Here is a 24,356-nt window from a genome sequence, read left to right on the forward strand (position 1 = left end):
GGTGAAGCTGTCGAGGGGGCAAGCGGTTGAGCCTAGGCGGGGGTCTTGACCCGGTGCTCGATGGTCAGGGCGAAGGCGACGGCCGGCAGCATCAGCACCGCGCCCAGCCAGAAGGGACCGCCGATGGCCAGGCCGAACAGCGGGCCGGCCAGCATCGGGCCGCTCATCCGGGCCAGAGAGCCGGCGGCGGCGTTCAGGCCCAGCATGGCGCCCTGCTTGTCGGGCGAGGTCCCGCGCGAGATCAGGGCGGCGATGCAGGGGAAGACCAGCGACTGGCCGAACGCGGTGCAGCCCACGGCGACGGGCACCAGGGCGGCGGTCGGGACAAACGGCGTGACGGTCAGGCCGATGGCGATGAAGATCAGGCCCGCCACCAGGACCTTGGCCTCGCCGAACCGGCGCGCCAGCCGGCCAGTGATCAGGCCCTGGCCGACCGAGGCGACGACGCCGATCACCGCGAAGCACAGGCCGACCTGCTTGGGACCCCAGTCGAAGCGCGCCTGGGTCCACAGGCCGAAGACCGACTCCATGCCCGAGAAGGCGGCGGTCGTGATCAGGGTGACCAGCAGCACCCGCGACAGCAGGGGATCGGCGCTGGCGGCGGCCAGGTGGTCGCGGCGACGGATGACCGGCGCGTCCTTGTGGCTGGGCGCGCGGCTCTCGACCACGAACAGGAAGACGCCCAGCGAAGCGATGGCGGCCAGGGCGGCGGCGGTCAGCAGCGGGATCTGGAAGGCCAGGCGTCCGGTGTCGGAATGGCCGAACAGCTTGGCCACGCCCGGCAGCAGTCCGCCCAGGGTGGGGCCGACCACGAAGCCCATGCCGAACGCCGCGCCCAGCAGGCCCATGCGCCCGGCCCGCTTTTCCGGCGGGGTGACGTCGGCCATGTAGCCCTGGATCGTCGAGATGTTGCCGGTGGCGCAGCCGCTGAACAGACGGATCGCGAAGAACCACAGCATGTTCGGCGCGAAGGCCAGGGCCACGTACGAGACGGTGTTGGCCAGGATGGTGCCGATCAGCACCGGACGCCGGCCGATGCGGTCGGACAGGCGTCCCCAGAACGGCTCGGCGATGAACTGGCCCAGCGAATAGGCCGAGAACAGCGCCGTCACCTGCCAGGGGCTGGCGTTCATCGACTTGGCGTAGAAGGGCAGCAGCGGGATGACCAGCCCGAAGCCCACCAGGTTGATGAACACCACGAGCAACAGGACGTAGAGCGCGCGCGGACTGGCGTCCGGCGTCTTCACGGCGGCGGGGGCGGGCGGGGCGGTCAGCGTACTCATCAGGCCGGGCGGTTTACGCTTCATCGCGCGTCCTGGCGACCGCTATCTGAAATTTCAGATAGCGGTCCCGTATCGACGTCAGTTCGGCGGGTTGTTCTTTTCCAGGAAACCGACCACGGCGGTCAGCATCTGAAGACGCGTGGCGCCGCGCGACAGCCAGTGGTCCTCGCTGGGCAAGGTGATCAGTTCGACGGGCTTGCCGGCCTTCTTCAGGGCGTCGGCCATCAGCGTGCTCTGGACGTAAGGCACGACGGTGTCGTCCTTGCCGTGGATCAGCAGCACCGGGATCTCGGCCTTGCCGGCCTGCTGGACCGGCGAGATGGCGGCCAGGTCGGGATCCTTCAGGCCGTCGGCGCCCATGTACCGCAGCCAGAAGCGCTGGGTGGAGTTGTCGTTGCTCTCGTAGAGCCTGTTCTTGTCGACCAAGAAACGCTTCAGGTCGGCCGGACCGGCGATCGACGCCGCGCACCGATAGACCCCTCGATCCAGGGTGGCGCCGGCCAGGGCCGCGTAGCCGCCGTAGCTGGCGCCGACGATGCAGACCCGCTTGGGATCGATCGTTCCCTGCTTGGCCAGATAGCGCACGCCGTCCGACAGGTCGGTCTGCATGGCCTTGCCCCACTCACCGAAGCCGGCCTTGACGAACGGCCAGCCGAAGCCGTCCGACCCCCGGAAATTGGGGCGCAGCACCGCGTAGCCGCGCGAGGCCAGGGCCTGGCTCCACCAGTCGAACTCCAGGGTGTCGCGGGCTTTCGGACCGCCGTGCGGCAGCACCACCAGCGGCAGGTTCTTGGGGGCCTTGCCGTTCGGCAGGGTCAGGTAGCCGGTGATCTCCAGGCCGTCGGCGGCCTTGTACTTGATCGGCTCGACCTTGGAGACGCCTTCCGGCGTCAGGTCCTTGTAGACCTCGCTCAGGAAGCTCGCGCTCTTGGTGTTCAGGTTCACCAGGGCGTAGGCCGGGCCCTGGGTGGGGGAATCGACCTGAACCACCAACTGGCGCTTGTCGTTCGACCACGAGACCAGCGTCACCTGCTCGCCGGGGAACGCCTTGGTCACGGCGTTCCAGCTGGTCTGGAGCTTGGCGTCGAAGAAGATGTAGCGGCGGTCGTCGCCGACCAGGCTGAACGCGCCCACCAGGCTGGATCCGTCGGGGGCGTGGATCAGGCCGTCGAACCGGGCGCTGTCGGGGATCACGACGTGACTGCCGTCCAGGGCGTATTCGTTGAGGACGGTCTTGTCCTCATCGTCCTCGTCGTCCATCCAGGCCAGCGCGGAATGGCCGTCGCGCCCGATGCCGGCCACGCCGTGGGATCCCATCTTCGAGATCACCTGCTCGGCCGTGATCCAGCCGCGCTCGCCCTTGATCTTCAGCGTCCAGTCGCCCTTCTTCTGATCGTAGCGCGACTGGGCCAGGGGCTGGCCGTCGGGCGACACCAGCCAGTCGTCTGTGTCTTCGTTGACGCCGCTGTCGAGCCTGCGGGTCGCGCCAGTCGCCAGATTGATCTTGTACAGCGTGTTCACGCCGCGGTTGTCGAGGAAGTGCACGCCCTCGACGAAGGCGTAGGGAACGCCGTCGATGAAGCGCACGTCCGGCGCTTCCAGGACGACGTTCATCGCCTCTTCCTCATTGGCCATCAGCAGGCGCTGCTTCTTGGTGACCAGGTTGTAGTCGAACGCCATCAGGTATTCGCGCTTGGGCCCGGACAGGCCGTGGACCTCGGCGGTGCTCGAAGTCGTGACCAGCACGTGATCCATGCCGGCCCATTGCACGCCGCGCAGCTTGGTCGTGGCGAAGTTCATGGCCGACAGCAGCTTGCCGCCTTCGGCGGCTTCGCGGATCAGCAGCATCCGGCTCTCGCCGTCGGTGACGGCGATCGCCAGCTTCGTCCCGTCCGGCGAAATCTCGATCTGCTCGACGTTGGGCAGGCGCCCGTAGACCGACAACGGCGGAACCTGCGCCCAAGCCGCGCCGGCGCCGATCGCGGCCACGATAAAACCCGCCGTGGCGACGGCCAGAAGCTTCTTCAACACGCGTACTCCCCCAACTTCGTCCAAACTAACAAAGCCGGCCGTACAGTCGAGCTTGTTTACAGCGCGAGGTTGTTAAGGGGGCTCGATCCGAGACGCTTCGACCGCGCGACTTTATCCCGGCGTCGCGGAACGCCAGTCAGGGGAGGGATCTGGATGTCGGACACCAGCCGCGCGCGGGTCGCGCCGGAGCTTGCGCCCTTTCTCGACTATCTGCCGGATCTCGACTTCAGCCAGGGGATCGACGCCTTCCGCACGCCGTTCGCCGATCGGCCCAGGGCGCCGTTGCCGGCCGGGCTGGAGGTCGTCGTGCCGGAGGAGCGCTTCATTCCGGGAGCGGCGGGCGCGCCGGACGTGCGGATCCTGCTATACCGGCCGCCGGAAACCCGCGCGGCGATGCTGCCCGCCCTGCTGCACATGCACGGCGGAGGCTTCGTGCTGGGGGATCCGGAGATCAACGACGCCTCCAACCGCGCGATGGTCCTGGAACACGGCTGCATCGTGGTGTCGGTCGACTACCGCCTGGCGCCGGAAACGCGCTTTCCGGGCGCGCTGGAGGATTGCTACGCGGCCCTGGTCTGGATGCACGGCCACGCCGGCGAGCTGGGCCTGGACGTCTCGCGGATCGCGATCGGCGGCGAGAGCGCCGGCGGCGGTCACGCCGCGGCTTTGGCCCTCTACGCGCGTGATCGTTCCAGAAGGGAAGGCGATGGCCCGGCGATCTGCTTCCAGCTGTTGGACGCGCCGATGCTGGACGACCGCACCTGCGCCGCCGAGCCGCATCCGTACTGCGGCCAGTTCGTCTGGTCGCCCGACAAGAACCGCTTCGGCTGGCGCTCGCTGCTGGGCGTGGAGCCTGGCGGGGCCGAGGTTCCGGAAGGCGCGGCCCCGGCGCGGGCTCAGGACCTGACCGGCCTGCCGCCGATCTTCATCTCCGTGGGCGCGCTGGACCTGTTCTTCGAGGAGGACCTGGAGTTCGCGCGGCGCCTGGCGCGGGCCGGCGTCGCCGTGGAGCTTCATGTCACGCCGGGCGCCTATCATGGCTTCGGCGTCGCCCAGACCGCGCCCCAGAGCTTGGCGGTGGCCCGCCTCCGCAACGACGCTCTTCGGCGAGCCTTCGCACGGTAAGGGGGCGCGACAAGGCCTAAAGAAAAACGCCCCGGCCTGAGGGCCGGGGCGTTCGTCATGTCGTGGCTGGAAGCCTGATCCTTAGCGCGGGGCCAGGATCATGATCATCTGACGGCCTTCCATGCGCGGCTCGTACTCGACCTTGGCGATCTCGTCGAAGTCGGCCTTGACCTTCAGCAGCAGCTTCATGCCCAGTTCCGGGTGCGCCATTTCACGGCCGCGGAAGCGCAGGGTCACCTTGACCTTGTCGCCTTCCTCGAAGAACCGGGTCATCGACTTGGCCTTCACGTCGTAGTCGTGAATGTCGATGTTGGGGCGCAGCTTGATTTCCTTGAGCTCGACGATCTTCTGCCGCTTGCGAGCCTCGTTCTTCTTCTTCTGCTCCTGGAACTTGAACTTGCCGTAGTCCAGGATCTTGCAGACCGGAGGGTTCGCGTTCGGAACGATCTCGACCAGGTCCAGGCCAGCTTCCTCGGCCGCTTCAAGAGCGGCGGAAATCGGCATCTCGCCTTGCTTCTCGCCGTTCTGGTCGATCAGCAGGACGCGGGGGACCCGAATGTCTTCGTTGATACGCGGACCATCCTTGACGGGCGGCGTTTGCATAGGACGGCGAATAGGGCGGCTCCGGTGTTGTTTAAGGGCGCTGTGTATTAAAGCGGTATCGTTGAATGAGTTCGCGCGGAGTCCGGGGGACGCCGCGTTCGCAAGTGATATATGACGAAGGAGTCCCGCGCTATCAAGGCGCATGCGTGTCCAAGGCCCGTCTTTTAAGGGGCTGGGCGCGACGTGACGGGACCTTGAAGGGCTTGGGGGAGCGAAACGCCGGGGTCGGGTCGGCCTCCATCTCCAATCGTGACCCGTTTTCGCCTGCATGAACACGCCGCCTTCCGCCGCCCGCCACACCCCGATCGAGGACGTCCACGCCCTGCTGATCGGCTCCAGCTTCATCGCCGTGGGCCTGACCCTGCTGAAGGCCGCGGGCCTGACCACGGGCGGCATGGCGGGCGTGGCGCTGATCCTGTCCTACCTGACCCATTGGCCGGTCGGGGTGCTGTTCTTCCTGCTGAACATCCCGTTCTACGTGCTGGCGCAGCAGACCATGGGCTGGGTGTTCACCGGCAAGACCCTGATCACCAACCTGCTGCTGGCCGGATTGGCCCTGGGCATGCCGTTCTGGCTGAAGATCACCACGGTCGATCCGGTCTTCGCCGCGATCTTCGGCGGCACGATCATCGGCATGGGCATCCTGGCCCTGGCCCGGCACAAGTCCAGCGTCGGCGGGATCGGCGTGCTGGCCCTGTGGCTTTACGAAAAGCGCGGGATCAGCGCCGGCAAGGTGCAGATGGCGTCCGACTGCGTGATCGTGGCCGCGGCCTTCGCGGTGATCAGCTGGGACAAGCTGCTGCTGTCGATCCTGTCGGCCGTGGCGCTGAGCGCGGTGATCATCGCCAACCACAAGCCGGGGCGGTACGAGGGGTATTAGGGTTTTGTCTTTCCCTCCCCATTGCGGGGAGGGTGGCGGCGAAGCCGACGGGTGGGGATCGGTGCAGGGCGTTGGCTCAACAAGCCCCACCCGACCCCTTCGGGGCCACCCTCCCCACGAGGGGGAGGGAAGTTCATTCAAGATGATGAAGTCAGTGCGGCAGCAGCGCGATCGCCGCGCTGGCCACGGTGCTGACCGGCAGGGCCTTGAGGTCCGGCGAGCGGATCACGGCCACGTGGCCGCGGGGGCCGCACAGCTCGGGGTCCGAGGCGTCGGAGAACAGGGCGATGGTCGGGGCGCCGGCGGCGGCCAGCAGGTGGGTCGGGCCGGTGTCGTTGCCGACGGCCAGGGCCGCCTTGGCGCCCAGCACGGCCAGCTGGGCGAAGTCTGTGCGGCCGGTCAGGTCGCGGGCCTGGCCCACGGCCTTCTGGATCTGGCGGGCCATGGCGCTTTCCTGCGGGCCGCCGATGATCACGATGTCCAGCCCGCGCGCTTTCAGAAGCGCCGCGAGCTGGGCGTAGCTCTCGACCGGCCAGCGCTTCTCGGGCCGGTGGGCCGAGCCGCCGGGCACCAACAGCACATAGGGGCGCGGAGCGGCGGCGCCGGCCACGGGGCGCGGCTCCTTGGTGCGGCGCAGGATCCACGACAGGTCCGGGGCGGGCGCGCCGCCGGGCTCGGTCGGGGCGTCGGGCCAGATGCCGGCCTGCTTGAGCTGGTCGGCCTGCCGCTCCAGCGTGTGCATGTGGTAGCGGGCCTTGCCGCGCTGGGGCAGCGAGCAGCCCGCGGCGATGCCCGACCACTGCGGCGCGAACGGCCGCAGGGCCTGGAAGTACCAGTTGGTGCGGCTGTTGGTCTGCAGGTCGTAGACGCGGTCGTAGCGGGTCTTGCGCAGGCGGCCGAGCAGGGCGGTCAGGTCGCCGAAGTCGCTGGGACGGCCGTCGGTCTCGACGGTGTTGAAGTAGGGCGACAGCTTGGCCAGGGCTTCGAAGGGCGGCGTGGTCAGCAAGGTGATCTTGGCGCGCGGGTGAGCCTCGCGGATCTTCTTCATCGCCGCCAAGGCCAGTACGAAATCGCCGAGGGCGCCCAGCTTGATGACCAGGACCTTCTTGATTTCCTTGCTCAACTTTTCGTCTCCAGAACGCGTGCGTAGACCTTGAGCGTTGCTTCGACCATCGCGTCAACAGAATACAATTTTCGAGCGCGCGCCCGGGCGGCCATGCCCATCACCTGGCGACGCGCGGCCCCCGCCTCGCAGGCGTTGGAGAGGGCCTGGGCCCAGGCCTCGGCGTTGCCCGGGGCCACCAGCCAGCCGGTTTCGCCGTCGACCACGGTCTCGCGCGCCGCGCCGTGATCGGCGGCCAGCACCGGCTTGCCCATCACCTGCGGCTCGACCGCGGTTCGTCCGAACGCCTCGGGTTCCAGCGACGGGGCGATGGCCAGGTCCGCGACCAGATAGGCGGCCGGCATGTCGTCGCAATGGCCCACCAGCTTGACGCTGTCCTGCAACCCCGCCTGGGCGATCATGTGCTCCAGCTCGGCGCGATAGGCCTTGCGGCCCTGGTCGTCGCCGACCAGCAGCAGCAGGACGCGGACGTCGGACACCGCTTTCAGTCGGGCCATAGCCTCGATGACCAGGGCCTGGCCCTTCCAGCGGGTCAGGCGGCCGGCCAGCAGCACCTTCAGGCGGCGGTCCTCGGTCGACACGCCCCAGGCCTCGCGCAGCGTCCTGACCCGCTCGGCCGAGACCAGGCCGGGCTCGAAGCGGGTCAGGTCGACGCCGCGAGGGATGGCCACCACGCGGTCGGCCGGAATGCCGTGTTCGGCGATCACGTGGGCGCGGGTGAATTCGGAATTGGCGATCACCAGGTCGCCCTTGGTCATCACCGCGTTGTACCAGCGCTTGAGGCTGGACTTGGCGTTGTAGACCCCATGGTAGGTGGCCACGAACGGGACCTTGGTGGCGTGGGCGGCCCACAGGGCGCTGAAGGCCGGGGCGCGCGAGCGGGCGTGGACCAGGCTGACCTTCTCGCGGCGGATCAGGTCGATCATCCGCGCGGCGTTGCCCAGCATGATCAGCGGGTTCTTCGACTGGGCGGGCATCTGCGCCAGGCGGCCGCCGTCGGCCTCCAGGCGCGCGGCCATGCGACCGCCTTTGGTGGCGACCAGCGCCTTGCCGCCCTGGGCGATCACGCCGTGGGCGACGTCGATCGTCGTCTGTTCGGCCCCGCCGGTTTCCAGCTCCGGGGTCACCTGCAGAAGCGTGAAATCGTCGGGAAGGATGGACACGCGTTGCTCTAACCAGATTAGGGGGTCGTAGTTATCGAAATGAACGAGGCCGCGCCATGACCGATTCCCTTCAGACCCTCGTTCGCAACGACAATCTGCGGTTGGCGTACCGGATCGTCCACGGAACCCAGCCCACGGTTGTGTGGCTTGGCGGATTCCACTCCGACATGACCGGAACCAAGGCCCAGGTTCTGGCCGATCAGGCCCAGGCGACGGGCGGCGGTTATCTGCGGTTCGACTACTTCGGCCATGGCGAGTCCGACGGCGACTTCGCTGACGGCACGATCAGCCGCTGGCGCGAGGACGCCCTGGCGGTGCTCGACGAACTGACCGAGGGGCCGTTGGTGCTGGTCGGCTCGTCGATGGGCGGCTGGCTGGCGTGCCTGGCCGCCATCGCCCGGCCCGACCGGGTCAAGGCCATGGTCCTGATCGCCCCGGCGCCGGACTTCACCGAGAAGCTGATGGAGCCCGAGCTGTCGGTCGAGGCCAAGGCGGCGATCGCCCGCGACGGCCGCTGGGTCCGGCCTTCGGAATACGATGACGGCGGCTATCCGATCACCCGGCAATTGCTGGAGGATGGGGCGCGGTGGTCGATCCTGTCGGGGACCGTGCCGATCGACGTTCCGGTGCGCGTCCTGCAGGGCGGCGCCGATCCGGACGTGCCGTGGACCCACGCCCTGGAACTGGCCAACAGCCTGGCCTCCGACGACGTGGTCTTCACCCTGATCAAGGACGGCGATCACCGCCTGTCGCGGCCGCAGGACCTGGAGCGCCTGGTCGCGGCGGTGGCCGAGGCCCGCATGCTGGCCGAACCGGTCGAGGACGACCCCGTGGCGCGCCGTCTGGCCCGAGCCGCTCGCGCTCGCGCGGCGGGACAGGCTCCAGGCGCCTCGTGGGCGGCCGCCGACATGGGGCCGGACGAGGAATAGCTGGCCTTTTTCATCGTCGGTCGTATGGTGTGTTCACGACTTGTTCGAGAAGGCCGATGACGAAATCCGCTCCTCTCCGCATAGAACTCGACGGCGATCTGGACCGGCGCTTGTCCGAGGTCGCCGAGGTCATGGATCAGCCGAAGGCGGCGTTGATCGAACGGGCAGTGCGCGACTTCCTCGAGCTGCGCGATTGGCAGGACGCGGCGATCGACGAAGGTTTGCGTGCGGCCGAGGAGGGACGGGTCTTCGAGCACGACGAAATCGCGGAATGGGTCGCCTCCTGGGATACGCCGAACGAACGGCCCATGCCCACACGCGATTGATTGCATGCGCATCGTTTGGACTGAGCCCGCTGTGCGCGACCTCGCCTTCGCTCGGGCATGGATCGCTCAGGATCGCCCCATGGCCGCCGCAAGCCAGGTTCAGCGGATCGTCGATGCGGTCGCGGGGCTTCGCGACTTCCCCAGCATCGGACGACCAGGGCGTCGTGGCGGCGCGCGCGAACTCATTGTGCCCGGAGGTCCCTTTATCGTCGCGTACAAGGTCCGTGGCGACGAGATCGCGATCCTCGGAGTCTTCCACGGCGCTCGCCGCTGGCCGGACAGCCTCTAGTCCCCCGCCTTCAGGATCGCCGCCAGCCCCTCGCGATAGGTCGGATACTTCGGTCGCCAGCCCAGCTCGGCCTTGGCCAGAGCGTTCGAGACGCGCTTGTTCTCGGCGTAGAAGCGGCGGGTGGCGGGCGACAGGCCCATCTCGTTGAACGGCAGGTCGGGTGGGACCGCGACGCCCAGCAGGCTGGCGGCGTGCTCCATGACGTCCTGCGGCGGGGCCGGCTCGTCGTCGACCAGGTTGTAGACGCCGCCCGCCCGGGGCCGGTCCAGCGAGGCCAGCAGGCCCGAGACGATGTCTTCCAGATGGATGCGGCTGAACACCTGGCCCGGCTTGACGATGCGGCGGCCTTCGCCGGCCCGCAGGCGGTCCAGGGCGCTGCGGCCGGGGCCGTAGATGCCGGGCAGGCGGAAGGTGGTCACCGTCAGGCCCATGCCCCGTCCGACCTCCTGCCAGTCGCGCTCGGCCCCGACCCGGCGCGCGCCCTCGACCGACTGGGCCTTCAGCGGCGAGCTTTCGAACACCCAGCGCCCCTCGAAGTCGCCGTAGACGCCGGTGGTCGACAGATAGCCGATCCAGTCGGGGAAGGCCTGGGCGGCGGCCAGGGCGGGGATCACCGCCTCCAGCCCCGGACAGCCGTCGGAAGAGGGCGGGGCGGTGATCAGCACGGCGTTGACGCCGACCAGGGCGGCGGTCAGGGCGTCACGGTCCTCGGCGTCGACAGGCTGGACGCCCAGGGCGCTCAGTTCGGCGGCGCGCCCGGCGTCACGCACTGTCGCGGCGACGCTCCAGCCGCGCGCGATCAGCGCCCGCGCGAAGGCCTGGCCGACATAACCCAATCCGAACACGAACAGACGCAAGACGCTCTAGTCCCCGAAAAGAAGGGGGCGAATGAGCGGACAAAACGGACGTTCGCGCAAGAGCGGATCCTTCCCCTTGGGAGGAGGACGTTGACGTTGTCCACAATGACGCGCCCGAACCGGCGTCAGACCGCTTGCCAACCGCAAGGCGCTCTGCCATAAGCCGCCTCCTCGTCGCGGGGCGCTGTTTTCAGCCCTTCCGATGCGGGCGTAGCTCAGTGGTAGAGCACAACCTTGCCAAGGTTGGGGTCGAGAGTTCGAATCTCTTCGCCCGCTCCATTCTCCGGCTTCCGGAGCGTGGAACGAGACCCGAAATATCCCGGATGCGGGCGTAGCTCAGTGGTAGAGCACAACCTTGCCAAGGTTGGGGTCGAGAGTTCGAATCTCTTCGCCCGCTCCAATTTCCCTCCCAAAAATTGAAGCGTGACGCATCCGGTGGGCTCCTGTTAGGCCTATGGAACCCGTCGCGCAGGCCGCCGTTCCTGATCGGTGATCACCCTGCGCGGGGCGGGTGAGGCTGGGAATGCTGGACCATGACTCGATATGATCTCGGACGCACGCGCGTCGGCCGTCTGGCGGCGATCGCGGCGGTGCTGACCCTGGCGAGCGCGGCCCAGGTCCAGGCTCAAGCCAAGTCCCAGGCCAAGCCCCAAGCCAAGCAAGAGTCTTCGACGACCAAGCCCGCCAAGACCGTCACTCCGCCGAACTCGTCCACGACCCCGGACAAAGATCATCCGGACGAAAGCTGGAGCGAGGAGGTGCGCAAGAAGTCGGTGGAGATCGGCACCCAGCCGGTGCGCGACGTGGGCATCGCCAAGCGCGAGATCCCGCCGATCCTGATCAAGGCGCGACAAGACCCCTACAGCCTCAAGGGCCTGAAGACCTGCAAGCAGCTGGCCGCCGAGGTCTCGAACCTGAACGCGGTGCTGGGTCCGGACTATGTGGTCGGCAACGAGGTCAAGGAAAACCGCATGGGCAAGCTGGCCGAAGCGGGCGGCAAGACCGTGGTCAACACCATCATCCCGTTCCGGGGCCTGGTGCGCGAGCTCACCGGCGCGGCCCCGGCCGACCGCCGCCTGAACGCCGCCCTCGACGCCGGCTACGCCCGCCGCGGCTTCCTGCGCGGCGTGCACGCCAAGCAGGGCTGCCGCACGACGTTCTAGAAGATCGGTGCGCCATCTTCGGTTAGTTTTACAGGGCGCGCAATCTGACGTTTAGGTCGCGTTAAGTCCCGCCTGAGACTGTTCAACCAAAGGTTTGATCAGCTTCAGGCGCCCGAATGTCCCAGATCGTGGATCCCAACGCCGGCGGCGCCGAGCGCGTCGTCGCCCTGGACGGGCTGCGGGGCCTGATGACCGCCTTCGTCGTGATTTCCCACTATTTCGCGGAGCTGCCCGGCGGCGTGAACGCCCTGATGTTCGGCTGGGTGGGCGTGGACATGTTCTTCGTCCTCAGCGGCTACCTCGTCGGCAGGCTGATCCTGGAGAAGAGCCGCCACGCCAATTTCTTCAGCGTCTTCTACATCCGGCGGACCCTGAGGATCATTCCGGCCTACGTCGTGACCATCGTGATCGTCAGCGGCCTGATGGCGGTCTGTGATCCGGCCTGGAGCGGCGCGCGCGACGCCTTCCCACTGTGGGCCTATCTGAGCTTCAGCCAGCCCTTCTTCATGATCTCCAGCGGCTCGATCGGCGCGCACTGGCTGGCGCCGACCTGGACCCTGGCGTTGGAGGAGCACTTCTACCTGCTGGCCCCGCTGGTCATCGTGCTGGCGCCGCGCCGGCTGCTGCCCTGGCTGCTGGCGGGGACGGCGGCGATGGCCGTTCTGGTCCGGCTGACGATCCACCTGCTCTATCCGCACAATCCCATGGCGGCCCTGGTGCTGCTGCCCAGCCGGGCCGACCTGCTGTGCCTGGGCATGCTGGCGGCGGTGGCGATGACGTCGTGGAAGGTGGACTGGCCCCGGTTCGATTTCGCGCTGCGCCTGACGCCGATCCTGGCCCTGGTCGCCATACTGGGCCTGAAGGCCGTGGACAGCGTGGTCACGGACGCCCTGATGCCCCTGGCCATGGCGGTGGGCTGCGCGTCGTTCCTGCTGGCGCTGGTGCGCGACGCGCCGGAGGCTCGGCGCTTCAAGTCGCCGGTGCTGCGGTTCCTGGGCGACAACGGCTACTGCATCTATCTCACCCACATTCCCGTCCTGGGTCTGATGCATGGCCTGATCCTCGGCCAGCGCCCGGCGCTCGAGACGCCCGCCCAGTGGGGGGTGTCGCTGGCGGCCCTGCCGGTCTGCGTCCTGGTGGGCTGGGGCATGACCAAGCTGATCGAAGAGCCGCTGACCCGCTATGGCCGCTCCTGGCGGTGGAGCGATGCGCGGCGCGCGAAGATCGGAGCCGCCGCCGAGGCCGGCGCATCCTAGACCGCGAGTTGGGCCTCTTCGCGATTCCTGCTCTAAGCTGAGAGGCTTGCGGGGAGCTTCCGATGTCCAAACGCGTCCTTCTGGGCCTGGCCCTGGTTCTGGCCCTGAATAGCGCCGCCATGGCCGCCGCGCCCAGCGCCGCCGACCACTTGGCCCAGGCGGTCAAGGCCTACGAGGCGGCCGGCGCGGGCGAGGACGACGGGGAGGGCGGGGCCGACGACGCCTCGCGCTTCAAGTTCCCGCCGGTGGGGCCCAAGGCCGACGCCGATCGCAAGGCCCTGCTGACCTCGGCCCTCCAATCGCTGGACAGCGTCGACCTGGCGGCCCTGACGCCCGACCAGCGCCTGACCCACGCCATCCTGAAATGGAGCCTGGACGAGCGGCTGGAGGGCCTGTCGTTCGACGAGGCCCGCATGCCGTTCAGCACCGACGGCGGCTTCGACGTCATCCTGCTGTACCGCGCCAACGGCATGCACCTGAAGTCCGAGGCCGAGGCGCGGCAGTGGATCGCCCTGCTGGCCCAGACCCCCGACTGGTACGCGGCCAATATCGCGGGCGCCCGGCGCGGGGTGGCGACCGGCTTCGTTCAGGCCGCGCCCACCGCCCAGGCCGTGCTGGACCGCGCCCGCCGCGCCGCCGCCACGCCCTTGGCCGAGGATCCGCTGCTGGCCCCGCTGCGCGACCTGCCCGCCGGCATTCCCGCAGAGCGCCGCGCCGCTCTGTTGGCCGAGGGAACCAAGGTGGTGACCGACAAGGTCGCGCCGGCCCGCGCCGGCTTCGTGACCTTCATGGAGACCGAATATGTTCCGCACGCCGCCAAGAGCCTGGCGGTCTCCGACCTGCCGGACGGCGCGCGCTACTACGCCTTCCTGGTGCGCCGCCACACGACCACGACCATGACCGCCGACCAGGTCCACGCCCTGGGACAGTCGGAGGTGGCGCGCATCCGGGCGCGGATGCAGGTCGTGATGAAGCAGGCCGGCTTCCAAGGCGACCTGCCGGCCTTCATCGCCTTCCTGCGCAAGGATCCGCGCTTCTACGCCACCAGCCGCCAGCAGTTGTTGGAGAAGGCCAGCGAGATCGCCAAGCGGTCCGACGACCAACTACCGGCCCACTTCGGCGTCCTGCCGCGCCTGACCTACGGCGTGCGGCCGGTGCCGGCCAGCATCGAGCAGGGCTACACCACCGGCCGCTATTTCGGCGGCGATCCCAAGACCGGCCGGGCCGGCGGGCTGATGATCAACACCTCGGCCCTGGACCAGCGACCGCTGTACGAGTTGCCGGCCCTGGTGCTGCACGAGGGCGCGCCGGGTCACCACATCCAGACCGCCCTGGCCCAGGAGCAGACCGGCGTCCCGGACTTCCGCAAGACCATCTATTTCAACGCCTATGGCGAGGGCTGGGGCCTGTATTCGGAGTGGCTGGGCGAGGAAATGGGGATCTATCGCGACCCCTATGAGCTGTTCGGCCGGCTGTCCTACGAGATGTGGCGCGCCTGCCGGCTGGTGGCCGACACCGGGATCCACGCCAAGCACTGGACGCTGGACCAGGCCAAGGCCTGCTTCATCGAGAACACCGCCCTGTCGCCGACCAATATCGACGTCGAGGTGGCGCGCTACATCTCCTGGCCGGGCCAGGCCCTGGCCTACAAGGTGGGCGAGCTGAAGATCCTGGAACTGCGCCATCGCGCCGAGACGGCCCTGGGAGATCGGTTCGACGAGCGCGGCTTCCACGACGCGGTGCTGCTGAACGGCTCGCTGCCGCTGGCGGTTCTGGAGGCGAAGATCGACGCCTGGATCGCGGAGAAGAAAAAGGGGTAGGGCGGCTCCCATTTAGGCCCTCCCCCTGTGGGGGAGGTGTCGGCGAAGCCGACGGAGGGGGGTGATCGGATGTTGGCCACAACCCGGATCCTAGGTCCTAAAACTCCCCCCACCGATCGCTTCGCGATCGCCTCCCCCATAGGGGGAGGGCCTTGGGTTTCGGACATGCCTTACCCAATGGTCTGAAAAGACAAAACCGCCTATCACTGCCTCCAATGACACCGGGGGACATTCACGCCATGGCCAAGATCACAGTCCTGGGCGAATGCATGGTCGAGCTGTCGCCGGAGGGCGAGGGGCTGCACCGGATGGGGTTCGCTGGCGACACCTTCAACACCGCCGTCTATCTGGCCCGCCTCGGCGACGCTGTCGCCTACTGCACGGCCCTGGGCAAGGGCGATCCCTTCAGCGACGGCGCCCTGGCCGCCATGCGCCGCGAGGGGCTGGACACCGCCCTGGTGCGCGAGGCCGAGAACCGCTTGCCGGGCCTCTACGCCATCGTGCTGGACGAGAACGGCGAGCGGAAGTTCCACTACTGGCGCGAGCGGGCCCCGATCCGCGACCTGTTCTCCCAGCACACCGCCGACCAGCTGATCGCCGCCGCCAAGGCCAGCGACCTGGTCTATCTGTCGGGCGTGACCCTGGCGGTGATCGGCGACATCGGGCGGGCGCGGCTGAAGGACATCCTGGCCTATGTCCATTCGCTGGGCGTGGCCGTGGCGCTGGACTTCAACTATCGCCCGGCGCTGTGGGCGTCGCCGGAAGCGGCGCGCGAGGCGCTGGATGGTGTCGTGCCCTCGTGCCGCTACGTCTCGCTAAGCAGCGAGGACAGCCGGCCGCTCTATGGCCGCGAGGCCGAGGACCTAGCCGCAGAATGGGCGAAGGCCGGCGCCGAGGTGGTGGCGCGCGACGAGAGCCACGCGGTCAACGTCCACACCCCTGAAGGCCGCGTCGCCACCCCGGCGCCGAGCCGGGTCAAGGCGTTGGACACCACCGGCGCCGGCGACAGTTTCAACGCCGCCTACCTGGCCTCGCGCCTGGCCGGACTGCCGATCGAGACCGCCGTGAGTCGCGGCCATCAGCTGGCCGCGGCCGTAGTCGGCTGCAAGGGCGCGATCATCCCGACGGCCTCTATGCCCGTTTGGTCGCGGGGATAGAGAGCGGTCGGCCTCAACGCAATCAAAGGTTTATATTCCTACTAGACGCGCGTAATAGGAAAGTTATCCTCACCCCCGGAATATCGACCTAGGATTCGGGTCGAGGGCGTCACAGGGACGCCGTTCGCAGGGGGAAGCCGATGCTGGCTCAAGCTCTCGAGGATCTGTGGGCGATCTCGCCCGACCCGCGCCGTGATAGACTGACGGCGGCCTTCATCACCCATGCCGTGGCCTTGGCGACCGGGGTCTCTCCAACCGATATCGCCTCGACCAAGCGGGCGGGCAAGGCGGCGGCGCGGGCCCGGCAGATCGCCATCTACCTGGCGCACGTCAATTTCAACTGGCCGCTGATCCGCGTGGCCTTCGCCTTCAATCGCGATCGCACCACCTGCGGCCACGCCTGCCACCGCATCGAGGACATGCGCGAGAACGCCGACTTCGACGCCCGGATGAGCATGCTGGAGGCCTGCATCAAGCAGGCGCCCGACGCCATTCCAGAGCTGACCCAACTGGGGCCGGACCGATGAGCGGCGCCTTCGAACGGGCGCTGGAGGCCGAGCACCTGGCGTCCCGCGCCGAGCGGCTGCTGCGCCGGCCGGGCGCGCTGATCGAGGTCAAGGAACTGGGCTATGTGGTCCGCTTCGGTCCGCGCCGCCGGGCCATGCTGACCGTGGACGAGGCGGCCTTCCGCGTGCTGGCCCGCGACGGGGCCCTGGCCCCGCGCCGCGAGGGCGGCTGGCGACTGGTCAAGCCGGTGTCTGCGCCGGTCCTGCCGCCGGGACGGCCGGGCATGATCGAGGGCGAGCGGGTGGTGATCGAGGGCAGCGGCCAGCACGTGGTGCTCAAGGCCAATCTCGGCGAGTCGCCCCTGGCCTGGTTGGCCCGGCGCGGCGGGCTGGAGCCGGTGGAGGCGGCGGCCGGCGAGCGCCTGCGCGAGGATTTCCAGCGGGCCGGGTCGGTGGGCCGCCTGACCATGGACTGGGACGCCCAGCCCCGTTCGGCGGGTGGCGGTCCTCGCCTGGAGCCGGCGCTGCGGGCCAGGGCGGCCAAGGACCGGATCGCGGCGGCCCTGGCGGCGGTGGGGCCGGGCCTGCGGGAGATCCTGGAACGGGTGTGCCTGGCCGAGACGGCGCTGCAGGTGGCGGAGCGCGAACTGGGCCTGCCCCGGCGCGCGGGGAAGACAGTGCTGAAGTTGGCGCTGCAGCGGCTGGCGATACACTACCGGATGGTTTGATTTTTAGAACCGTCCCTCCCCCTTGCGGGGAGGGTGGCCTCCGAAGGAGGTCGGGTGGGGTTTGCTGAATCAGCAGACCCCACCCACCAGCTTCGCTGGTCCCCCCTCCCCATGAAGGGGAGGGAAGAGCCAAGAACTGAGAAGCTCTGGCTGAGACCTAGTGCTTCAGCGACTGCTTGATGTCGCGCATCTGGTCGTGGCCGGACTTGACCGAGGTCCAGGCCTTTTCGATCGCGGCGCGGGTCTGGGCGTCGACGTCGGTGTCCTGCAGGGCCTTTTCGAACTTGGCCTTGATGTGGTCTTCGCCGGCTTCGACCTCGTTGACCACGGCGTCGTCGCCCTTGGTCAGGCTGTCCTTCAGGTTCACGAACACGCGGTGGGCGGCGGCCAGGATGGTGCCGTCGTCCTTGGGCTCGCCGCCCAGACGGCGGACTTCGCCCTGCAGGTCCGAGGCCACCGAGCGGCGCTCCTGGGCGCGCTGGGTGAACAGGGTCTTGAAGCGGGCGCCGTCGGCGTCCTTGGCGGCTTCGGCATAGCCGTCGGCGCTGTCGATGGTGGTCTCGACCAGGCTGTTGACGAGCTTGATGTGGTCTTCGTTGGTATGGGCCATGGGAGGCTCTCCGATGTTGGGGAACGGCCTAACGCGGGGCGTCGGCGAAAGGTTCGAAGCGCGGCCTTACTTGGCCAGCTTGGAACCCAGGAAGCTCCAGGCGGTGGTGGCTGCGGCGATGGCCGGACCGCGCGTGCGGCGGTTGATCAGCAAGGCGGCGGCCACGCCCGCGCCCAACAGAGCGACGGCCACCGGCACCTTGTAGCCGGCCAGGGTGACCTTGCCCTCGGCGTCGGGCGTCAGAGCGTAGTCGGCCGGCGGGGCGGGGGCGTAGGGATCGGCCCCGTAGGTGTTTTCAGAGCTCTTGTGGAACAGGCCCGACAGCTTGTCGGACAGGCTGGACAGCAGGCCCTGGCGAGCGGCGGCGGGCGTGCCGTAGGAGGCGTCGTAGGCGGCCATGGGGAGGCTCCGTCAGAAGTGGGAGCCTCGATAACGCGGGGGTGGCGGGGTTGATCCATGGGTGATTGACCGCTTTCAGTTGTGATCCAGCGGGCCTTGCGGCGCGCGTGAGTCGGGAAATCACATGCGGCGACCGTCCATTTTCGAGCGTTTCGCCAAGCTTGGCCGCGCCGCGCGGGGCGCGCCCGAGGCGCGGCTGGACCTGCTGCGCGCCAAGGCGGCCAGGACAGCCCGTCCCTCGATCCTGGTGCTGCGCGAGTGGCCGGGCTCGGATCATGTGTCGCGCAGCGCCTTTGGCGGCCTGCCGCGCTTGCCGCCGGACCTGGCCTGGCCGATCCGCGCCGCGACCGGCAAGCCGATGTCATTCATCGCCCAGATTGATCTTTCCGAATTGCCGCCCGTCGCGTGGGCCGAGGGCCTCCCCGCCAAGGGCGTGCTCTGGTTCTTCGCCGATCACGACAATGTCGGGCTGGAGCCTGACGCGGTGAGCGTGCTTTTCCGTCCGGGCGCTGGCGGCGCCTGGCCTGAACGCCCCGCGCCGTCCGATCTGGGGCCGCTGAAGCAGCGCAAGCCCTATGCCTGGCTGTCGCCGGGCGATCCAGCGACGCGCATCGACACCCACCGGGCCGTGCGCTTCCTGGCCGTCACGGCCTACGACGCCAGCTTCGAAGAGATCGACTACGACGCGGACGATGACGACGAACACGACGCCTTGATCGCCCTGACCGACGCGCTGAGAGACGCGGCGTTGAGGCAGGTGTTGCCCGAGCCAGGGCCCTCGGATCCGGCATGGTATGCGCTGTGGTCGACGTGGAATTCCGAAGCCTGGCCGCGGGCGGGAATCTTCGCCGAACTGGCGGTCGGCGCGACCTTGGACGCCCTGCCTCGGGTCATTCGCTATCTGGATGGGCGGATACAATGGACGCCGGAGGGCCTGGCGATCCGCGACGCCCTGGTCGCCGAGGCCCGGACCGAGCAGGCGCGATGGGCCGCGCGGCGCTACGAGGTTCTGGACGCGGCCGACCGTCATGCCTTGAGGGTCTGGATCGAGGCCTTCGTCGCGCGCGCGGCGGTTCTCAAGCCCGAAATGATGGAAGGCGCGCATGCGCCCAGACTTAGTGACGTGGAACGCCTCATCGCCAAGACCCCGCCCCTGGCGATGAACATGATACAGGCGCACGGCGGTGCGGCCATGGCCGTGCTTCCGGAAAGCGGTCGGCGACCAAGACAGCATGCCGTCCGGACGTCGGACTACGATCAGATGCTCGGTTATGGCAGGTCGCCGAACGAGGAGCCGCACTGGAATCGCGACAACGTTCTGCTGCTGCAGATCGCCGCCGACGCCAGTCTCCCGTGGCTGGATCAGGCCATGATGCGTCTCTGGATAACGCGCTCGGACTTGGCCGCGCAGCGTTTTGACCGGATCGTCACGACGCTGGGGCTCAGCTAGTCCTGATCCCCCATCACCGCCCCGACATGGGCGATGCCCAGTTCCTTGGCCCTTGTCGCCTGGCGGTGGCGTTCGGCGTAGCGGGCCTTGGCCTCGTCGTCGCGGGCGTCATGGCAGGCGGGGCAGGAGACGCCCTCGACATAGTGTTCCGAGGCGCGGTCCTCGGGGCTGACGGGCATGCGGCAGCCCCGGCACAGGGCGTGGGTGCCCGGCGTCAGGCCGTGGCCGACCGCCACGCGCTCGTCGAACACGAAGCACTCGCCATGCCACAGGCTTTGCTCGGCCGGCGTGGTCTCCAGATAGTTCAGAATGCCGCCCTTCAGGTGGAAGACGTCTTCGACGCCCTCGCTCTTAAGGAACGCCGTCGACTTCTCGCAGCGGATGCCGCCGGTGCAGAACATCGCCACCTTGGGCGGCGGGGCGGATGGATCCCAGGTCTCGCGGAAGGCGCGGAACCAGGCGGGGAAGTCGCTGAAGCTGGCGGTCTTCGGATCGATCGCGCCCTCGAACGTGCCGATCGCGGCCTCGTAGGCGTTGCGGGTGTCGATCACCACCACGTCGTCGCGGGCGATCAGGGCGTTCCAGTCGGCGGGGTCGACATAGGTCCCGGCGTTGTTGACCGGATCCAGGTCGCCGGCCCCCAGGGTGACGATCTCGCGCTTGATCCGCACTTTCATGCGGTGGAAGGGCATGGCTGCGGCGTCGGCGAACTTCAGTTCCAGCGTGTCGCAGCCGGGCAGGGCGCGGATGTGGTCCAGCACCTGGTCGATCGCCTCGGACGGGCCGGCGATGGTGCCGTTGATCCCCTCGCGAGCCAGCAGCAGCGTGCCCTTGACGCCCAGGCCGCAGCACAGCTTCGACAGCGGCCGCATGATGGTCAGCGGGTCGGCGAAGGTGGTGAAGCGATAGAGGGCGGCGACGCGGAAGGTCATGACTGGGGCTGATAGGCGCTGAAGCGCGGCTTCTCAAGCGGCGCTGGAACTATTGGCGGATGGCGGCGCTTACACCGGCATGAGCATCCTGATCGTCGTCCTCGTCGCCCTCATCCTGCTTGGCCTGGCGCTCTATGCGGTCCAACGCAGCCCCATTCCCTCGCCGGTCAACTGGCTGATCCAGCTGGTGCTGATCGTGATCGCGATCTGGTTCATCGGAACCCGGGCGGGCTTCTTCTGAGCCTACGTACACCGCTCATCCCGGCGAACGCCGGGACCCAGATCCCATAGCGGTGTGTTTGATTGGAAGAGCTCAGCGCTTGTGGCGTCAGCTTCAAAGCTATTCCATCTGGGTCCCGGCGTTCGCCGGGATGAGCGGATTTTAAGGGGCTAGGCCAGCGCGCCGGCGTCCCGCTGGATGCGCGCGACCATCGCCTTCAGACCGTTCGACCGCTGCGACGACAACGCCTCCGATAGGCCCAGGCGCGCCATGGCGGCGGCGGCGTCGAACTCGGCGATGTCCTTGGCGGGGCGGCCCGAATAAAGCCGCATCAGGATGGCGATCAGTCCGCTGACGATGTGGGCGTCGCTGTCGCCTCGGAACACGATCGTCCCGTCGGGCTGGGGCTCGGTCACCAGCCACACCTGGCTGGCGCAGCCCCGCACCTTGTTGGCGTCGGAATGCTCGGCCTGCGTCAGCGGGGCCAGCTCCTTGCCCAGCTCGATCACGTAACGATAGCGCTCTTCCCAGTCGCCGAGGAGTTCGAACTCGTCGGCCAGTTCGTCGAGGGCGGCGTCTATGGAGCGTTGCATGGCGCGGACTTAGTGCCGCCAAGCCGAAAGGGGAAGCCCCTTAGGGTCGCGCGCGCGCCATCGACACGCGCGTCGTGGCGTCCGGCAGGGTGACGATGGCGGTGAAGCCATGGCCGGGCGTGGACTTCAGCCGCAAGGATCCGTCCATGGCCCGGGTCAGCAGGTCGACGATCGGCAGGCCCAGGCCCGCGCCCTCGGATGACCGCGTCAAGGTCGGGCCGCCCTGTTCGAACGGGCGGATCAGGCGGTTGAGGTCGGCCGGATCGGCGCCTTCGCCATGGTCGCGGATCTCGATCTCGACCTGGCCGCCGCCGATGGACTTGGCCTCGATCACCACCAGCCCGCCTTGCGGCGAATGGGTCAGGGCGTTCTGCAGCAGGTTGCTCAGGATGGTGCGCAGGCCCCGGCTGTCGACCCGCAGGTTGGGCAGGGTCCCGGCTTCGGGCGCGACGATGCTGACCCCGCGCGCGGCGGCTTCGCTCCGTAACTGCAGGATCACGTCCTCGACGGCGTCGTCCAGGCTCTCTTCGCCCAGGTCCAGGTCGGTGACATGGCCTTCCAGCCGGGCGATCTCGACGATCTGGTTGACCAGCCGCAACAGCTTCAGGCCGCTTTCGTGCACCAGGCTGGCGTATTCCTTGTACTGCGGCGCGCCCAAGGGGCCGTAAAGTTCGCAGGACAGGATCTCGGAAAAGCCGATCACGGCGTTCAGCGGGGTGCGCAGCTCATGGCTGACCATGCGCAGGAACGAGCGTTTCTGGTCGTCCAGCGACGCTTTTCGCCGCGCGCGCGCCGCCGCCCGCCGGAAGGCGGTGGTCTGCGACATCAGGCCGCTGTCGGCGCCGGCGCTTTCGCGCGGCGTCTCGGCATGGCCCGACGCGTCGGTGATCGCCGGTGGCGGCATAAGCACTCCCGGACCTTCTGTCCGTCTCTTCGATGCGACAGAATGAACCAAGGCGCTTACGAATCCGTTTCCGTCCACAAGAAGCTCTGGCGTTAACGATCGCGCGCCGATTGTGCGGCCTTGGGAGACTCCCCGGGCCGCGTTAAGCTTTGAGGACGAAGATTCACCGGAAGGGATTCTCGCGGCCTTGCCCATTGACGGCGCCCCGTTCCAGACCGGCCCTCGGCCGGGTCAGAGCCATCTGACGAGGGAAGCCTCGACGGGGGCTTTTGGCGCGGCGCATCTATGGCGGCTGGGCTGGCTTGCGACCGTCATCTTCGCGACGGGCGCGGCGGCCTTCACGCCCGGCGTCGTCGGGCTTCACGTCTGGCTGGCCCTGGCGGCCGGCGCGATCCCCGCCCTGGCGGCTCTGGCCGTGGGCGAGCGGCGCGACGAGCGCCTGCAATCCCTGATCCTAGTGTTGTGGGCCACCTGCGGCGCGGGCGCGGCGGTGGTGACCGGCGGCGTTTCGGGCGCGATGAGCGCCTGGATCCTGGCCCCCGTGGCGGCCGCCTCGACCCTGTCCTCGCCGCGACGCCTGGCCGAAGGCGCCAGTCTGTCCCTGATCGGCGGCGCCGTGGCGGCCCTGACCCAGCTGTCGGGCCTGGCCCCGGCCGCGCCGACCGGACCGCTGGCCTTCATCCTGGGTTTCCTGTCGGTGGCGACCGTCGGGGTGGGCCTGGCCTCGGGCCTGATCCTGACCCACCGCTGGGCGGGCGAGCGCGACAGCCGCAACGTCGGCGAACTCAACACCCTGCAGACCCTGGTCGACGGCGCGCCGCAACTGCTGCTGGTCGTGGGCAGCAACGGCCGGGTCAAGACCGTGCGCGGGGCCGCGCCGCGCGGCGTGGCGACCGTCAACCTCGTCAACGAGGGCCTGGCCTCGGCCGCCGTGGCTGGCGACCGTCAAAAGGTCAGCGCCGCCCTGGCCGCCGCCCTGGACAGCGGCGAGGCCAGCGTCGCCTTCGCCCCGCTGCTGGATCCGACCCGCACCGTGTGCCTGGACCTGCGCCAGGTCTCGCCCGACCTGCTGGTGGGCGTGATGCGCGACGCCACGATCGAGCGGGCCCGTGAGACCGCCCTACAGCAGGCCCGCGCCGAGGCCGAGGGCCTGGCCGCCGGCCGCGCCCGCTTCCTGGCCAATATGAGCCACGAGCTGCGCACGCCGCTGAACGCCATCATGGGCTTCTCCGACATCATGCGCGCCCGCATGTTCGGCCCCCTGACCGACCGCTATGGCGAATACGCCGAGCTGATCCACGAGAGCGGCCGCCACCTGCTGGACCTGATCAACGACGTGCTCGACATGTCCAAGATCGAGGCCGAGCGCTTCGAGTTGCAGCGCGGCGAGTTCGACGCCCGCGAGGCGGTGACGGCGGCCATGCGCCTGCTGCGCGTCCAGGCCGACGCGGCCGGGGTGCAGCTTCGCGGCGTGCTGCCGCCGGGCGAACTCGAGGTCGACGCCGACCGTCGGGCGCTGAAGCAAATCGTGCTGAACCTGGTGTCCAACGCCCTGAAGTTCACCCCGCGCGGCGGCCAGGTGACGGTCACGGCCGATGGTCACGACGGCGAGTTCGAACTGGTGGTGGCCGACACCGGCGTCGGCATCAGCCCCGAAGACCTCGAGCGCCTGGGCCGTCCCTACGAGCAGGCCGGCGGCGTCGACCAGCGCGCCAAGGGCACGGGCCTGGGCCTGTCGCTGGTCCGCGCCTTCGCCAAGCTGCATGGCGGCGAGATGCATATCGAAAGCCGGATGGGGGCGGGGACCAGCGTCTCGGTGCGCATGCCGGTGCTGCTGAAGGCGTCGCGTCCGATGATGGAGGCTCCGCTGCTGGAGCCGATGTCCGAGGTCGAGCCGGAAGAGCCGGAGCTTGGCCCGAACGTCGTGAAGTTCGCGCCGCCGCGCTGATCCAAAGCCTCCCCCTGTGGGGGAGGTGTCGCCCAAAGGGCGACGGAGGGGGGGAGTGATC

The 24,356-nt window shown here is 68.7% G+C and carries 25 protein-coding genes and 2 tRNA genes; 16 read left to right on the forward strand and 11 right to left on the reverse strand.

What is annotated here, in order from left to right:
• Nucleotides 1–32: 32 nt before the first annotated feature.
• The gene (locus G3M62_RS06150; protein WP_165191209.1) at nt 33–1,283 is read right to left on the reverse strand and encodes an MFS transporter; all 1,251 of its coding nucleotides are present in this window, start codon (nt 1,281–1,283) and stop codon (nt 33–35) included.
• A gap of 78 nt (nt 1,284–1,361) precedes the next feature.
• Complete coding sequence (locus tag G3M62_RS06155) at nt 1,362–3,311, reverse strand: alpha/beta hydrolase family protein (protein WP_165191210.1); 1,950 nt, start codon at nt 3,309–3,311, stop codon at nt 1,362–1,364.
• Between the two features lie 156 nt (nt 3,312–3,467).
• Between G3M62_RS06155 and G3M62_RS06160 the strand changes: the two genes are divergently transcribed.
• Entirely contained in the window at nt 3,468–4,439 is a 972-nt protein-coding gene (locus G3M62_RS06160; protein WP_165185550.1) for an alpha/beta hydrolase, read from the forward strand.
• 81 nt (nt 4,440–4,520) lie between these two features.
• On the opposite strand, the gene infC is transcribed toward G3M62_RS06160, so the two are convergent.
• Nucleotides 4,521–5,042: a translation initiation factor IF-3 gene (infC, locus tag G3M62_RS06165; protein ID WP_165185552.1), complete on the reverse strand. Its 522-nt coding sequence runs from the start codon at nt 5,040–5,042 to the stop codon at nt 4,521–4,523.
• Between the two features lie 268 nt (nt 5,043–5,310).
• Here infC and G3M62_RS06170 point away from each other — a divergent pair, with 268 nt between their 5' ends.
• The gene (locus G3M62_RS06170; protein ID WP_165185553.1) at nt 5,311–5,922 is read left to right on the forward strand and encodes a YitT family protein; all 612 of its coding nucleotides are present in this window, start codon (nt 5,311–5,313) and stop codon (nt 5,920–5,922) included.
• A 151-nt stretch (nt 5,923–6,073) separates the two neighbouring features.
• Here the strand turns inward: G3M62_RS06170 and G3M62_RS06175 are convergent, their stop codons facing one another.
• Both G3M62_RS06175 and G3M62_RS06180 read right to left on the reverse strand, forming a co-directional pair.
• The gene (locus G3M62_RS06175) at nt 6,074–7,045 is read right to left on the reverse strand and encodes a glycosyltransferase family 9 protein (protein WP_165185554.1); all 972 of its coding nucleotides are present in this window, start codon (nt 7,043–7,045) and stop codon (nt 6,074–6,076) included.
• On the reverse strand, nt 7,042–8,208 hold the full coding sequence (locus G3M62_RS06180) for a glycosyltransferase family 4 protein (protein ID WP_165185556.1): 1,167 nt from the start codon (nt 8,206–8,208) through the stop codon (nt 7,042–7,044). The genes G3M62_RS06175 and G3M62_RS06180 overlap by 4 nt, the downstream gene beginning before the upstream one ends.
• Nucleotides 8,209–8,264: 56 nt before the next feature.
• On the opposite strand from G3M62_RS06180, the gene G3M62_RS06185 reads away from it, so the two are divergent.
• Genes G3M62_RS06185 through G3M62_RS06195 form a run of 3 tightly spaced genes read left to right on the forward strand, consistent with a single transcriptional unit; the run spans nt 8,265 to nt 9,752 of the window.
• The gene (locus G3M62_RS06185; protein WP_165185557.1) at nt 8,265–9,137 is read left to right on the forward strand and encodes an alpha/beta hydrolase; all 873 of its coding nucleotides are present in this window, start codon (nt 8,265–8,267) and stop codon (nt 9,135–9,137) included.
• Nucleotides 9,138–9,193: 56 nt separating this feature from the next.
• Nucleotides 9,194–9,463: a CopG family ribbon-helix-helix protein gene (locus G3M62_RS06190; RefSeq protein ID WP_165185559.1), complete on the forward strand. Its 270-nt coding sequence runs from the start codon at nt 9,194–9,196 to the stop codon at nt 9,461–9,463.
• A gap of 4 nt (nt 9,464–9,467) precedes the next feature.
• Nucleotides 9,468–9,752, forward strand: a complete 285-nt coding sequence (locus tag G3M62_RS06195; protein ID WP_165185560.1) for a type II toxin-antitoxin system RelE/ParE family toxin — start codon at nt 9,468–9,470, stop codon at nt 9,750–9,752.
• Here G3M62_RS06195 and G3M62_RS06200 read toward each other — a convergent pair.
• A complete protein-coding gene (locus G3M62_RS06200) occupies nt 9,749–10,609 on the reverse strand; it encodes an SDR family oxidoreductase (RefSeq protein WP_165185562.1) in 861 nt (286 codons plus the stop codon). The two genes, G3M62_RS06195 and G3M62_RS06200, sit on opposite strands and share 4 nt — an antisense overlap.
• 204 nt (nt 10,610–10,813) lie before the next feature.
• Between G3M62_RS06200 and G3M62_RS06205 the strand changes: the two genes are divergently transcribed.
• From G3M62_RS06205 to G3M62_RS06240, 8 genes are all read left to right on the forward strand, one after another.
• Nucleotides 10,814–10,888: transfer RNA gene (locus G3M62_RS06205), tRNA-Gly, on the forward strand.
• Between the two features lie 46 nt (nt 10,889–10,934).
• Nucleotides 10,935–11,009: transfer RNA gene (locus tag G3M62_RS06210), tRNA-Gly, on the forward strand.
• 133 nt (nt 11,010–11,142) lie between these two features.
• Nucleotides 11,143–11,772 (forward strand): hypothetical protein, encoded by a 630-nt coding sequence (locus G3M62_RS06215; protein WP_165185564.1) that lies wholly within the window; start codon nt 11,143–11,145, stop codon nt 11,770–11,772.
• A gap of 116 nt (nt 11,773–11,888) precedes the next feature.
• The gene (locus tag G3M62_RS06220; protein ID WP_165185566.1) at nt 11,889–13,028 is read left to right on the forward strand and encodes an acyltransferase family protein; all 1,140 of its coding nucleotides are present in this window, start codon (nt 11,889–11,891) and stop codon (nt 13,026–13,028) included.
• 62 nt (nt 13,029–13,090) lie between these two features.
• A complete protein-coding gene (locus tag G3M62_RS06225; protein WP_165185568.1) occupies nt 13,091–14,848 on the forward strand; it encodes a DUF885 domain-containing protein in 1,758 nt (585 codons plus the stop codon).
• A gap of 239 nt (nt 14,849–15,087) precedes the next feature.
• Complete coding sequence (locus G3M62_RS06230; protein WP_165185570.1) at nt 15,088–16,005, forward strand: sugar kinase; 918 nt, start codon at nt 15,088–15,090, stop codon at nt 16,003–16,005.
• A gap of 140 nt (nt 16,006–16,145) precedes the next feature.
• Nucleotides 16,146–16,532 carry a helix-turn-helix domain-containing protein gene (locus G3M62_RS06235; protein ID WP_165185572.1) on the forward strand — a complete coding sequence of 129 codons (387 nt, stop codon included), beginning with the start codon at nt 16,146–16,148 and terminating at the stop codon, nt 16,530–16,532.
• Nucleotides 16,529–17,239, forward strand: coding sequence for a DUF6456 domain-containing protein (locus G3M62_RS06240; RefSeq protein WP_165185573.1), 711 nt, complete (start codon nt 16,529–16,531; stop codon nt 17,237–17,239). Before G3M62_RS06235 ends, G3M62_RS06240 begins: the two co-directional genes overlap by 4 nt.
• 157 nt (nt 17,240–17,396) lie before the next feature.
• On the opposite strand, the gene G3M62_RS06245 is transcribed toward G3M62_RS06240, so the two are convergent.
• Both G3M62_RS06245 and G3M62_RS06250 read right to left on the reverse strand, forming a co-directional pair.
• Nucleotides 17,397–17,849 carry a PA2169 family four-helix-bundle protein gene (locus G3M62_RS06245; RefSeq protein WP_165185575.1) on the reverse strand — a complete coding sequence of 151 codons (453 nt, stop codon included), beginning with the start codon at nt 17,847–17,849 and terminating at the stop codon, nt 17,397–17,399.
• Between the two features lie 66 nt (nt 17,850–17,915).
• Complete coding sequence (locus G3M62_RS06250; protein ID WP_165185576.1) at nt 17,916–18,248, reverse strand: hypothetical protein; 333 nt, start codon at nt 18,246–18,248, stop codon at nt 17,916–17,918.
• A 124-nt stretch (nt 18,249–18,372) separates the two neighbouring features.
• On the opposite strand from G3M62_RS06250, the gene G3M62_RS06255 reads away from it, so the two are divergent.
• A complete protein-coding gene (locus G3M62_RS06255; RefSeq protein ID WP_165185578.1) occupies nt 18,373–19,698 on the forward strand; it encodes a DUF1963 domain-containing protein in 1,326 nt (441 codons plus the stop codon).
• Here the strand turns inward: G3M62_RS06255 and trhO are convergent.
• Nucleotides 19,695–20,630: an oxygen-dependent tRNA uridine(34) hydroxylase TrhO gene (gene trhO / locus G3M62_RS06260; protein WP_165185579.1), complete on the reverse strand. Its 936-nt coding sequence runs from the start codon at nt 20,628–20,630 to the stop codon at nt 19,695–19,697. The two genes, G3M62_RS06255 and trhO, sit on opposite strands and share 4 nt — an antisense overlap.
• 79 nt (nt 20,631–20,709) lie before the next feature.
• On the opposite strand from trhO, the gene G3M62_RS06265 reads away from it, so the two are divergent.
• On the forward strand, nt 20,710–20,871 hold the full coding sequence (locus tag G3M62_RS06265; protein ID WP_165185581.1) for a hypothetical protein: 162 nt from the start codon (nt 20,710–20,712) through the stop codon (nt 20,869–20,871).
• A gap of 149 nt (nt 20,872–21,020) precedes the next feature.
• On the opposite strand, the gene G3M62_RS06270 is transcribed toward G3M62_RS06265, so the two are convergent.
• Nucleotides 21,021–21,443 (reverse strand): SufE family protein, encoded by a 423-nt coding sequence (locus tag G3M62_RS06270; RefSeq protein ID WP_165185583.1) that lies wholly within the window; start codon nt 21,441–21,443, stop codon nt 21,021–21,023.
• A 40-nt stretch (nt 21,444–21,483) separates the two neighbouring features.
• Nucleotides 21,484–22,347, reverse strand: a complete 864-nt coding sequence (locus tag G3M62_RS06275) for a sensor histidine kinase (RefSeq protein ID WP_165191211.1) — start codon at nt 22,345–22,347, stop codon at nt 21,484–21,486.
• 187 nt (nt 22,348–22,534) lie between these two features.
• On the opposite strand from G3M62_RS06275, the gene divJ reads away from it, so the two are divergent.
• A complete protein-coding gene (gene divJ, locus G3M62_RS06280) occupies nt 22,535–24,295 on the forward strand; it encodes a cell cycle sensor histidine kinase DivJ (RefSeq protein ID WP_165185584.1) in 1,761 nt (586 codons plus the stop codon).
• Nucleotides 24,296–24,356 lie beyond the last annotated feature (61 nt).

Source organism: Caulobacter soli (assembly GCF_011045195.1).
Classification (GTDB): domain Bacteria; phylum Pseudomonadota; class Alphaproteobacteria; order Caulobacterales; family Caulobacteraceae; genus Caulobacter; species Caulobacter soli.

What these genes read in the sequence shown, in the direction of transcription:
- G3M62_RS06235 (WP_165185572.1), top strand. Translation starts at nt 16,146, where the DNA reads ATGCTGGCTCAAGCTCTCGAGGATCTGTGGGCGATCTCGCCCGACCCG.
- G3M62_RS06265 (WP_165185581.1), top strand. Translation starts at nt 20,710, where the DNA reads ATGAGCATCCTGATCGTCGTCCTCGTCGCCCTCATCCTGCTTGGCCTG.
- G3M62_RS06170 (WP_165185553.1), top strand. Translation starts at nt 5,311, where the DNA reads ATGAACACGCCGCCTTCCGCCGCCCGCCACACCCCGATCGAGGACGTC.
- G3M62_RS06195 (WP_165185560.1), top strand. Translation starts at nt 9,468, where the DNA reads ATGCGCATCGTTTGGACTGAGCCCGCTGTGCGCGACCTCGCCTTCGCT.
- G3M62_RS06275 (WP_165191211.1), bottom strand. Translation starts at nt 22,347, where the DNA reads ATGCCGCCACCGGCGATCACCGACGCGTCGGGCCATGCCGAGACGCCG.
- G3M62_RS06250 (WP_165185576.1), bottom strand. Translation starts at nt 18,248, where the DNA reads ATGGCCGCCTACGACGCCTCCTACGGCACGCCCGCCGCCGCTCGCCAG.
- G3M62_RS06220 (WP_165185566.1), top strand. Translation starts at nt 11,889, where the DNA reads ATGTCCCAGATCGTGGATCCCAACGCCGGCGGCGCCGAGCGCGTCGTC.
- G3M62_RS06150 (WP_165191209.1), bottom strand. Translation starts at nt 1,283, where the DNA reads ATGAGTACGCTGACCGCCCCGCCCGCCCCCGCCGCCGTGAAGACGCCG.
- G3M62_RS06225 (WP_165185568.1), top strand. Translation starts at nt 13,091, where the DNA reads ATGTCCAAACGCGTCCTTCTGGGCCTGGCCCTGGTTCTGGCCCTGAAT.
- G3M62_RS06240 (WP_165185573.1), top strand. Translation starts at nt 16,529, where the DNA reads ATGAGCGGCGCCTTCGAACGGGCGCTGGAGGCCGAGCACCTGGCGTCC.
- G3M62_RS06230 (WP_165185570.1), top strand. Translation starts at nt 15,088, where the DNA reads ATGGCCAAGATCACAGTCCTGGGCGAATGCATGGTCGAGCTGTCGCCG.
- G3M62_RS06245 (WP_165185575.1), bottom strand. Translation starts at nt 17,849, where the DNA reads ATGGCCCATACCAACGAAGACCACATCAAGCTCGTCAACAGCCTGGTC.
- G3M62_RS06255 (WP_165185578.1), top strand. Translation starts at nt 18,373, where the DNA reads ATGCGGCGACCGTCCATTTTCGAGCGTTTCGCCAAGCTTGGCCGCGCC.
- G3M62_RS06160 (WP_165185550.1), top strand. Translation starts at nt 3,468, where the DNA reads ATGTCGGACACCAGCCGCGCGCGGGTCGCGCCGGAGCTTGCGCCCTTT.
- trhO (WP_165185579.1), bottom strand. Translation starts at nt 20,630, where the DNA reads ATGACCTTCCGCGTCGCCGCCCTCTATCGCTTCACCACCTTCGCCGAC.
- G3M62_RS06215 (WP_165185564.1), top strand. Translation starts at nt 11,143, where the DNA reads ATGACTCGATATGATCTCGGACGCACGCGCGTCGGCCGTCTGGCGGCG.
- infC (WP_165185552.1), bottom strand. Translation starts at nt 5,042, where the DNA reads ATGCAAACGCCGCCCGTCAAGGATGGTCCGCGTATCAACGAAGACATT.
- G3M62_RS06185 (WP_165185557.1), top strand. Translation starts at nt 8,265, where the DNA reads ATGACCGATTCCCTTCAGACCCTCGTTCGCAACGACAATCTGCGGTTG.
- G3M62_RS06190 (WP_165185559.1), top strand. Translation starts at nt 9,194, where the DNA reads ATGACGAAATCCGCTCCTCTCCGCATAGAACTCGACGGCGATCTGGAC.
- G3M62_RS06270 (WP_165185583.1), bottom strand. Translation starts at nt 21,443, where the DNA reads ATGCAACGCTCCATAGACGCCGCCCTCGACGAACTGGCCGACGAGTTC.